The organism is Flectobacillus sp. (assembly GCF_049240685.1).
Classification (GTDB): domain Bacteria; phylum Bacteroidota; class Bacteroidia; order Cytophagales; family Spirosomataceae; genus Flectobacillus.
This window is the reverse complement of record NZ_JBMLSD010000156.1, coordinates 1-8463: the sequence shown is the minus strand read 5'-3', so window position 1 is coordinate 8463 and position 8463 is coordinate 1. Positions and strand designations below refer to the sequence as shown.

The 8463-nt window shown below is 38.3% G+C and carries 12 protein-coding genes; 2 read left to right on the top strand and 10 right to left on the bottom strand.

The window, feature by feature from the left end:
- Positions 1-62: 62 nt before the first annotated feature.
- The 10 genes from ACOVQ4_RS07255 to ACOVQ4_RS07210 form a co-directional block, all read right to left on the bottom strand.
- Entirely contained in the window at positions 63-752 is a 690-nt protein-coding gene (locus tag ACOVQ4_RS07255) for a DUF3164 family protein (RefSeq protein WP_421819986.1), read from the bottom strand.
- 79 nt (positions 753-831) lie between these two features.
- Positions 832-1044 (bottom strand): hypothetical protein, encoded by a 213-nt coding sequence (locus tag ACOVQ4_RS07250; RefSeq protein ID WP_421819985.1) that lies wholly within the window; start codon positions 1042-1044, stop codon positions 832-834.
- 1 nt (position 1045) lies between these two features.
- Entirely contained in the window at positions 1046-1492 is a 447-nt protein-coding gene (locus ACOVQ4_RS07245) for a hypothetical protein (RefSeq protein ID WP_421819984.1), read from the bottom strand.
- Positions 1489-1815: a hypothetical protein gene (locus ACOVQ4_RS07240; RefSeq protein WP_421819983.1), complete on the bottom strand. Its 327-nt coding sequence runs from the start codon at positions 1813-1815 to the stop codon at positions 1489-1491. The genes ACOVQ4_RS07245 and ACOVQ4_RS07240 overlap by 4 nt, the downstream gene beginning before the upstream one ends.
- Complete coding sequence (locus tag ACOVQ4_RS07235; RefSeq protein ID WP_421819982.1) at positions 1805-2449, bottom strand: hypothetical protein; 645 nt, start codon at positions 2447-2449, stop codon at positions 1805-1807. Before ACOVQ4_RS07235 ends, ACOVQ4_RS07240 begins: the two co-directional genes overlap by 11 nt.
- Positions 2449-3351, bottom strand: coding sequence for an AAA family ATPase (locus tag ACOVQ4_RS07230; RefSeq protein WP_421819981.1), 903 nt, complete (start codon positions 3349-3351; stop codon positions 2449-2451). The genes ACOVQ4_RS07235 and ACOVQ4_RS07230 overlap by 1 nt, the downstream gene beginning before the upstream one ends.
- 116 nt (positions 3352-3467) lie before the next feature.
- A complete protein-coding gene (locus ACOVQ4_RS07225) occupies positions 3468-3800 on the bottom strand; it encodes a hypothetical protein (RefSeq protein ID WP_421819980.1) in 333 nt (110 codons plus the stop codon).
- Positions 3797-4039: a hypothetical protein gene (locus ACOVQ4_RS07220; protein WP_421819979.1), complete on the bottom strand. Its 243-nt coding sequence runs from the start codon at positions 4037-4039 to the stop codon at positions 3797-3799. Before ACOVQ4_RS07220 ends, ACOVQ4_RS07225 begins: the two co-directional genes overlap by 4 nt.
- Before the next feature lie 13 nt (positions 4040-4052).
- The gene (locus tag ACOVQ4_RS07215; protein WP_421819978.1) at positions 4053-6026 is read right to left on the bottom strand and encodes a hypothetical protein; all 1974 of its coding nucleotides are present in this window, start codon (positions 6024-6026) and stop codon (positions 4053-4055) included.
- Positions 6004-6210: a hypothetical protein gene (locus tag ACOVQ4_RS07210; RefSeq protein WP_421819977.1), complete on the bottom strand. Its 207-nt coding sequence runs from the start codon at positions 6208-6210 to the stop codon at positions 6004-6006. The genes ACOVQ4_RS07215 and ACOVQ4_RS07210 overlap by 23 nt, the downstream gene beginning before the upstream one ends.
- A 23-nt stretch (positions 6211-6233) precedes the next feature.
- Here ACOVQ4_RS07210 and ACOVQ4_RS07205 point away from each other — a divergent pair, with 23 nt between their 5' ends.
- Positions 6234-7142, top strand: coding sequence for a LexA family transcriptional regulator (locus tag ACOVQ4_RS07205; protein WP_421819976.1), 909 nt, complete (start codon positions 6234-6236; stop codon positions 7140-7142).
- 3 nt (positions 7143-7145) lie between these two features.
- Positions 7146-7802, top strand: a complete 657-nt coding sequence (locus ACOVQ4_RS07200) for a heavy metal-binding domain-containing protein (protein WP_421819975.1) — start codon at positions 7146-7148, stop codon at positions 7800-7802.
- The last annotated feature ends 661 nt before the right edge of the window (positions 7803-8463 follow it).

Genomic DNA, 8463 nt, shown 5'->3' with positions numbered 1-8463 from the left:
CGCTCTTTTCGTCAAAGCCAGCCAGCACATCGCCTGTGATGTGCTGACTAGTGTAAATAAACTTACGCATCCTGTTTTTCTTCGATTAACTCAACTTGTCCGTAGCTCGAAAAATTCAAATCTATACGCTCCCAAGCACCATTTGCATTTTTAGCCTGAAATTCGAAATAGTACTTTGAAGAAGTAATCTGAAAACTCTTTTTAAGCAACTCGCAACCTTTTTTCCAGTCCTCGTCCTCAAACTTATCTTCGAAGGATAAGATTTCTAATACTCTGCTGTATTCAAGCTTACCTTTTTTGCGCTCTAGGAGCTTCACAATAATATCGTAGAAGTCCTGTGAAATATGCTTAATCGAACGCTCCAAAAAGCCTCTAATATGCTCTTCAGCAAGGTTGGCCAACTCGTTATATTCACCAATCTTCTTCTTATGCAAAATCACCTTACAATCAAGGTCATTGTTCATGATACTAAAACCTCCCTGCGAGTTCTTTCTAAGGTCTCCAAAGTCTCTCATCAAGTCTCTGAAGGTCATAATATTTGCTATCATGTCGGCATGATACTGCTTCATGAGGGCTTCCATAGTACGAGCCTTAGCCACAAACTCATTCACCATCTGATTTCGAAGGTCTTCGTAGGCTTTGTACTTCTCCTCTTCCTGTGCTTTAGTTTCCTTCTCCAATAGCTTTGCGGCTGCAATCAATTCTCTTTTTTGCTCTTCTGTAAGAGCGCTCAAATTTTGTGTATTGTACATTGTAAGAAAAAATTATAAGTGAAATAATAAATTATGAATGCCCATACAATCACCGATAACACGCTAATTAGTATCAAGGCTAGTTTTTCGATTTTCTTTCGCATCGGATAAATACTTGTGAGCCGTAGGTTGTCTTATCTATGTTCTTGTTTTCTTCGTCCGAAAGTAGTCTGGTACTAATCTCCTCAAACTCCACATCTATAATCTTTATCGACTCCCAGTAATCTTCCTTCAGCTTTACTTTATGCTCTTCAAACTCTCTTCGTAAGGCTGTTCCCAGCTTTCGAGGCATTTTATGTATCATCCATTTTTACCGCCCTCCTTACGGCCTTTGCTCTATCTTTTAGGGCGTTTTCGGCTGCATTCCTAATCTTGAATAGCGTCTGCAAATCAAAGCTGTTCAAATCGCCCTTAAAGTGTTTTTCAACCCATTTTAAACATACCCCCAAGGCTTCTTTTTTCTGCTGTTCGGTCTTTGCGCCTTCCATCAAATAAAACCTTGAAATAATATAGCGCCTTACGCCCTGTCGTGGGTCTTTGGGCTTTTCTGCTACTGTTTGTTTTTCGCTTGGTAGCTTGGTCTTTAGGTGCTTTATTAGCTCTATGGCCTGATACTCTTTTAGCTCTTTGGCGCTGTCTGTAAGCCCTTCCGAAAAACTATATATCAAACTTGCTTTTTGCTCCATCAGCCCCGTTTGATTTAGTAGGGCGTGTAGTTGTCTGTTAGTACTTAATTTCATGTTTTGCGTTCTAATAGATCATACATCAATTCACAAAATCGTCTGTCATCAAATCTCCCAAGCTTTATGCTCTTATAGTGTTCTACTCCCACTATCAAGGCATATCGTTTGTCTATCTCCACATCGTCATATACCCATTCCATCAGAAACAAGTCCCAGAAGTTTGTTTTGGTAGCTATATCCATTGCTTGCCAGCCAAACCAATTTTCTAAGAATCGGCATCCGACTTCTACCTGAAACCAAAACATTTCTTCTTTGCTTATGCCTATGGTCTCTCTTAGTAGTATGCTTTTCTCTTTTGCTTCTAGTATTTTACTGCTCATGGTCTATGTCTGGATTTTCGCCCCAATAAAGCTTTGCTTTTTCTTCGTCTATGGTATATGTACCTCCGTCGCCCAATCGTCCCGATACTATGGCTTTTAGCCCTTTTATTCTTACAATACTTTTTGCAGCTCTTTGGCAGGCTTTTGCTAGGCTAGGATAGGGCTCATTTCGCTCTTCGTGTGCCAAAAAAATAAACAGCTTCGATGGGAACTCTACCGTCAATTCCTTAAAGGTTGTATTGTTTAGCTCGCTCCGATAAAAGTCTATGTTGTCAATCATTATCACCTCTGGGCTTCCTCTTTTCCGTAGCATTGCTTTCAAGGCCTCTAGCGTCAGGTATTCCGTAAAATTCAGGTTCTTGTCATTTGGGGTTATTCCTGCTCGCTTTATGGCTTTCACAAACTCTTTGTCTAGTCCTTCTTCTGCCGATATGTACAATAGCTTCTTTACCAGTGTTGCTAAGAATTTCGCTAGCATGAGCGCAAAGCTCGTTTTGCCGTTTTTACTTTTGCCGTATATCAGCCAGACTCCTGTACAGCTTGGAGCCTTCCCAAATGCCAGACTCCAAGGCTCCAAAAAAACAAAGCTTCTATGCTTTATCTTAAAAATATTCCCTACTGTCAAAGCTTTCATTATACCTCCTTCTGTGTTAGTATCATTACTGCCTCTAGTCTTCTAAGCCCACCAATATTTCCATTGGCATCTATCGTAATACAGCGGTTTACTACTTGGTTCTTCATCGACTTGTCTGTAAGGTTTACTGATGCTACAGCCGTCACAAGATTTTTATAGAACTGTAGTCGCTCCTGATTACCATTTGGTACGACTGACGAGAAGTTTTCAGAGTATCTCGAAAACAGCTCTCTAAACCCTACCTTCTTCGACGAAATACCTCTGTTTATTTTCTCCTTCAGTCCATCAGCCCCGATCATGTACCAGCCACAGGCATTCTCAGTACCATTCCAAAACTCTTTCAAATCAAGTAGCGCATTGTATTCCAAGTCTCCAGCTTCGTCTACTATTACAATCGGGTTTGGAAGCATTTTCAAGTAGTGTTTTATGTTAGCCTTCATCTCTAGGTATTTCCCGCTCTCTAAGCCAATTGTACGGGCTAGCAGTCGTACAAATGCCTGCTTGGTCTTTGCCTGACTGGCATCCACATAAAAACAGTTCTTTAGCGTTCGGCTCAGGTATTTGGCTGCGTAGGTTTTACCTATACCGCATTCGTCCACAAATATCATCCCCTTGGCATACTCTTGGCAAAACACTATATCTTGTTCTATCACCTCAAACACCTCTGTCTTTACCATCTTCCACACTCGGTCTTTTAGGCTTACTTCCAGCTCTCTGCCTATGTTGAGCCACTGGTTATCTCTTAGTAGCCCATCTATTTCGTTATTCTTAAGCCTACTATATACCGAGTTGTTTATACCCCATTGTTTCGCAAATGCGCTGTCCGAGCCATCAAAGTTTTTTCTAATCTCCAACAACTTCGACAATACTTTCTCTTTGTATTCTTTAGTGATCTGTAGCATGTTATTCTTTAGTTAGGTTTACTCTTACTGTGGTCTTTAGGGTTCCGTTGTGGCTCTCTATCATTACCGAGCCACCGTTTGCCATATATGGCAGGTTTCGGAATACTTTTTTGAGGCTATTCACTTTTTGCTTCAATACCCTCTCTTTGTTGCTTATCGGTCTCATAGCTTTGCTCTTCGTAATGGTTTATTAGTTCCTCTTCGTTTTCGCAATACTGTTCGTACACATAGTTGTAGAATCTCATAGCTGTCATCATCCCAAATCCCTCAAACACCGCTATCGTTTCTTCGTCTGTGTCTTTTCTATCGTGTATCTCTACATAGGTAGAGTCCAACCAAACAGATGACTTTATTGATACCCTCGTTCCTCCCAGCACATCTATCATCACTAGCTCAAATAGCACCTGTTGCCCGTTGGGTAGTTCAAATACCTTCGCAAACTCTTTCATAGTGTCCAGCGTGAAGCGTCTATTTGCTCTATCATCATCAGCTCTCTATTCAGCTCGGCTCTATAATCTAAAATCAGGTCTTTCTCTGCTTGTACACTCGCCCTTTCGCTTGCTTCTGTTAGCTCTACCATCTTCTTTCTGAGTATATTCAAGGCTAAACTTTTTTGCTGAGGCAATAGCTTCCTTCTTTTGCGTAGGTACATCACATCACCTACGCAACTGCTTGTAGTTAATTCCATATTGGTTGTGGGGTTAAAATCTGTCTAACAACGATTTCTTTTTACGGTGTACTATCTGTTCTTCTTCAGTTGGCCACGGCAACTCTTCTGCTATTGTTACTTCTTCTTCTGTAGTTGCTGTTCGCTTTATAATCGTCAGTTTTTTGATGTTCTGAGCCTGTTTTCTTCCAAAGTCCGTCACTGTGTTAGCATATAGCTTCATTAGTTTCTGGTTCTCAAAATCCTGCTCTGTTCTCTCAAAAAACGCCCTGTTGTAACGTGGTACTGGTACTAGCTCACATACATAACGGTCTTTTATGTACGCATACGCCTTTATTACGTTACCCTCTTTGTCGTCTAGCCATCTTACAGTAAGCTTTTTGCCTTCTACATTTTTCATTGTAGCTATTAGCTTTTCGCCTACTGCTAATTCTCCTTCTTGTCCTATACACCATTCTTGGCCATTCAGCTCTATGTACCCAACTCTACAGCTTGTTTGGGTTACTTTACCCATTACACTTAGTATGCCGTCCCAGTTGTACGATAAGTCGTCTCTTTGGTTCTCCAAAAACACTTCCCATCTGGTTTTGCCTTTTACCTCAGGATGCTCCATATTATTCCATTCTTGCATCCGTCTTATCGTTAGCTCTACTATGGCTTTGTACTCCAAGTGTATCGGTGTTTCAGTCTTGGCCTGATTGGCTTCATTCCTTGCAAATGGTCTTCCTTGCCAGCCTTCTTCTTCTTTCTCTAATCCGTAGCGTATCTTTCTGAAGTACTGTTCTATTTTCTTACCTGTCGAGTTATTGCGTTCTATTCGCACTTTCCGAAATAGCATATCTTCTTGCAAAACACTATTCTTCAAACTACTATTTAGTGCGCTTTCGCATTCTATTTCCAGTGGCAACCCTACTCCATAGCTCACATAATCCCGTACCATGTTTCTATAAAAATCATTAATGATACCTTTCTTATCCTTGCTATACACATACGTTGTCCATGCTTCCGATGCCAAGTCTATCCCAATATAAAACCATACTCTCGACCCATCTGGCAGTATAAAAGGAGGGTTCCTATCATCTACCGATATTATACTTCCAGCTCGTTGAGGTTTGTCCAATCGGTGGGTTATTCTATACTTGTTCATGTATCGTTGTCGGTCTCCAGCTCTTACTTTGTGGTTCGATATTCTATGTTCCCATTTGTTCAAGTACGCTGTTATGATTCTTTCTTCTAGTGGCGGATACTTCAACGGGTTCAATACCTCTGCTGTTTCATTATCAATCACCTCAATTTCTTTCATCAAAAACTTCACATACTGTCTTGCCACACTGGTAGGGCTTGGTTTTAGCCTAGTTCCCGCAAACAACCCATTCAGTACCTCTATTACATCCGCTGTCACTTTCAAGGCATTGGTATTGTTATGCTTTTTCGAAATCAGCGAAATATACCCTTCAGCCTCAAACCGCTTCAAACTATCAGCAAATCTCCTCTCGTTATTTGGCAATGTATGACTATACCCATGTTTCATTTCCTGAATCTTCTTATAGTTCATAACATCTACCCAAATCGTCTGTGGTACACCTCTAAGGCTTCCACCTCGCCCCAGCCTTTCGTGTTCTCTTGCGCTTCTTAGCATTTTGGCCGCTATCAGCGTACTTGCATTCATCGTGTACTCTTTTATATACTTGTTGTCGAGTCCACGCCCATTTTCAAACCGATACTTCGAAAAAAATGTGTTTGCATCATCATTAATCGAAAAAAACTTATCCATCCAGCACGTCACCTTTCTTGGATCACCAAGCTCGTCTTGGATATGTTTGTCAAGCGAATCGAAGTCAATCAGCAGTTCTCTACCATTCCCGCCAGATTGAAGCTTTTTTATGCCGTAAGATTGATTTTTATAGCGTTGTACTGTGCTTTTTAAAACATCAATGTTTTTGTAGTATTTTGGAATAAGTTCCCAAGTCCTAACGGCAATCTTATCATCTTTCCACGCTATCGGCATCTATAGACTCTATTCGTTTTTCAAAATCTGTTTTTCTTGTAGAAATTAATGCCTTAGCTGCTTGCTCTAGTAAGAGGTTATTTCTTTTACCTCTAATAATTAAAGCCATGTGATTTTGTGAGACATTCATCTTTTTAGCAAGGTTGGCAATGTCCCCATGACGTAGATACTCTTTTCCTTCCATACTTTTTTGATTAGTTTTGTATTATGTTGTATTGTTTTGTATTGTTCGGTATAAAATTATACGCATTTTGCAAGCATTCCAAATTTTTTATAAAAAATATACTCAAAATGAGTACAAAAAATGATAAGTCATTGATAATCAATGATATTAAAAAGTACTACAAAATTGACTCAGACGCTGAGTTTGCTAGATTTCTAGGTATAAAACCTCAAACTTTAGCTTCTTGGAGGTCAAGAAATAGTATAGACTATGATTTACTGTCCTCAGTTTGCGTAGATATAAATATGAATTGGGTTATTACAGGAGAGGGATATATGCTAAATGCGGACATACCGAATACTCAATTTGAAGTACCGAATACTCAATTCCAGTCCCAAGCAAGAAATATATTTGATGAAGCAGAATTTATAGGATATGTCAATGAAGAAGACACCATTTATTCCAATGGCAATAATGATTTTATTGACATGGGCAATGGCTATTACCAAATGATGGTCCCACTTATCGAAGACTACGCTTACGCTGGTTATCTTTCGGGTTATTCAGACGAAAAATATTTAGGAGATTTACCACGGTTTCCAATCATTGTTCAAAAACAGCATAAAGGATCATACCGTAGTATCAGAGTCAAAGGCGACTCTATGGACGACAACACCAAGCATGCAATTTGTTCGGGCGATGTAGTTGTAGGGCGAAAAATTGAAAAAGACTACTGGAAATCAAAAATACACTATACCACATGGCCAAACTTTATCATTGTACACGAAGACGGTATAGTGATCAAAAGCATAATAGATCACGACGTAGAAAAAGGCACGATAACTTGTCGTAGTCTCAATCCAGACAAAGACTTTTATCCCGACTTTAAACTTCATTTAAACAACGTTTACGAGTTATATAATATAGTTCAAATCATAAGGTTAAACTTTTAAAAAATGGAAAATTTTACACATTGCCCAAACTGTGATACTAACCTCAAACCAAATAGGTTTAACACTGTAGTTCTATGCTCTGAAACCAAAGCAGCCCTTATAAATGAATATCTTGGTAAAACATCTTTAAGGTATTGTGAGAAATGTGGGAGAGCTGACTATACTAAAGCATATAACATGTACATTCAGGAAAAAAATGATACAATAAATAAGCTTTCAGTTTTAATACATCAGGTTCCAATTATCACAATAAATTCACCTTTTAACTGGGAATATGATGTTATTGATATTATTACTTCACAATCAGTTATGGGTACTGGTGTTTTAACTGAAATTTCCTCTTCATTTTCAGACCTATTTGGAGCTAAGTCTGAATCACTATCTCAAAAATTAAAAGATGGTGAGAACTTTTGTAAAGCTCAATTAAGAAAACAGGCTATTGAACTTGGTGCAAATGCTATTATAGCTACCGATATAGATTATTCAGAAGTAGGAGGAGCTAAAGCCATGCTTATGGTATGTATGTCTGGTACTGCTATCAAGCTGAAGAATATTCATGCTATTGGTAAAGAGCGTATGGATTCTATCAATGAACTTATTCAACTTAATAAAAGGATTGCCTCTTTACATAAATATGCAAACTTATCAAATGTACTGTAATACGCATTTTGCGTACGTATTCATTTTGTTTATAAACTCTAAAAAGTGCCTCTATTTAAAAATAGGGCACTTTTTTTATTATTGTTCCACGATTTTTAATGTTTTTCGTGGTATGTTTCACGCTAAAATAAGTAATTAAGCTACTAATATTTGCATTTTCATATACCTTTAACTTACCTTAAATTACTAGCTTATGTTTACCCAACTGTTTACCCAACTGTTTATCCAACTCAAAAAACAGCTATTTTAAGGCATTTTAAAGGGGCTTTCAAGCTATTTTAAATCCAGTATAAAAGCCATTAAAATTACCCACAAAACACCAAGGCCACCAAACGCCAAAAACCCCTCAAAACAGCCCAAAATAAGCCATTTTAAGGGGTTTTTAGCCCATATATCACCACTAATATATACTATCCAAACAAATACCTGCCAAAGGTTCTACCGTACATATACATACTAAGTAATATCTTTACTTTATGTACATTTCGTTTTAAAAATCAAAAATCATCAAAATTCACTATAACTCACTACATATCAACAAATTAAACCATAAAAATTCGGCAAAAAATAATCACTACTCTTGTACATTTTGTTTTTCTGCCCATACATTTTGAATTTTAAAAGTATGCTTATGACCTATCTCTACATCAAAAAAGCGGTC

Excerpts from the sequence above, each read along its gene's own strand:
- ACOVQ4_RS07240 (WP_421819983.1), bottom strand. The coding sequence starts at position 1,815 with ATGAGCAGTAAAATACTAGAAGCAAAAGAGAAAAGCATACTACTAAGA.
- ACOVQ4_RS07220 (WP_421819979.1), bottom strand. The coding sequence starts at position 4,039 with ATGGAATTAACTACAAGCAGTTGCGTAGGTGATGTGATGTACCTACGC.
- ACOVQ4_RS07210 (WP_421819977.1), bottom strand. The coding sequence starts at position 6,210 with ATGGAAGGAAAAGAGTATCTACGTCATGGGGACATTGCCAACCTTGCT.
- ACOVQ4_RS07235 (WP_421819982.1), bottom strand. The coding sequence starts at position 2,449 with ATGAAAGCTTTGACAGTAGGGAATATTTTTAAGATAAAGCATAGAAGC.
- ACOVQ4_RS07200 (WP_421819975.1), top strand. The coding sequence starts at position 7,146 with ATGGAAAATTTTACACATTGCCCAAACTGTGATACTAACCTCAAACCA.
- ACOVQ4_RS07225 (WP_421819980.1), bottom strand. The coding sequence starts at position 3,800 with ATGAAAGAGTTTGCGAAGGTATTTGAACTACCCAACGGGCAACAGGTG.
- ACOVQ4_RS07215 (WP_421819978.1), bottom strand. The coding sequence starts at position 6,026 with ATGCCGATAGCGTGGAAAGATGATAAGATTGCCGTTAGGACTTGGGAA.
- ACOVQ4_RS07255 (WP_421819986.1), bottom strand. The coding sequence starts at position 752 with ATGTACAATACACAAAATTTGAGCGCTCTTACAGAAGAGCAAAAAAGA.
- ACOVQ4_RS07205 (WP_421819976.1), top strand. The coding sequence starts at position 6,234 with ATGTTGTATTGTTTTGTATTGTTCGGTATAAAATTATACGCATTTTGC.
- ACOVQ4_RS07230 (WP_421819981.1), bottom strand. The coding sequence starts at position 3,351 with ATGCTACAGATCACTAAAGAATACAAAGAGAAAGTATTGTCGAAGTTG.
- ACOVQ4_RS07250 (WP_421819985.1), bottom strand. The coding sequence starts at position 1,044 with ATGCCTCGAAAGCTGGGAACAGCCTTACGAAGAGAGTTTGAAGAGCAT.
- ACOVQ4_RS07245 (WP_421819984.1), bottom strand. The coding sequence starts at position 1,492 with ATGAAATTAAGTACTAACAGACAACTACACGCCCTACTAAATCAAACG.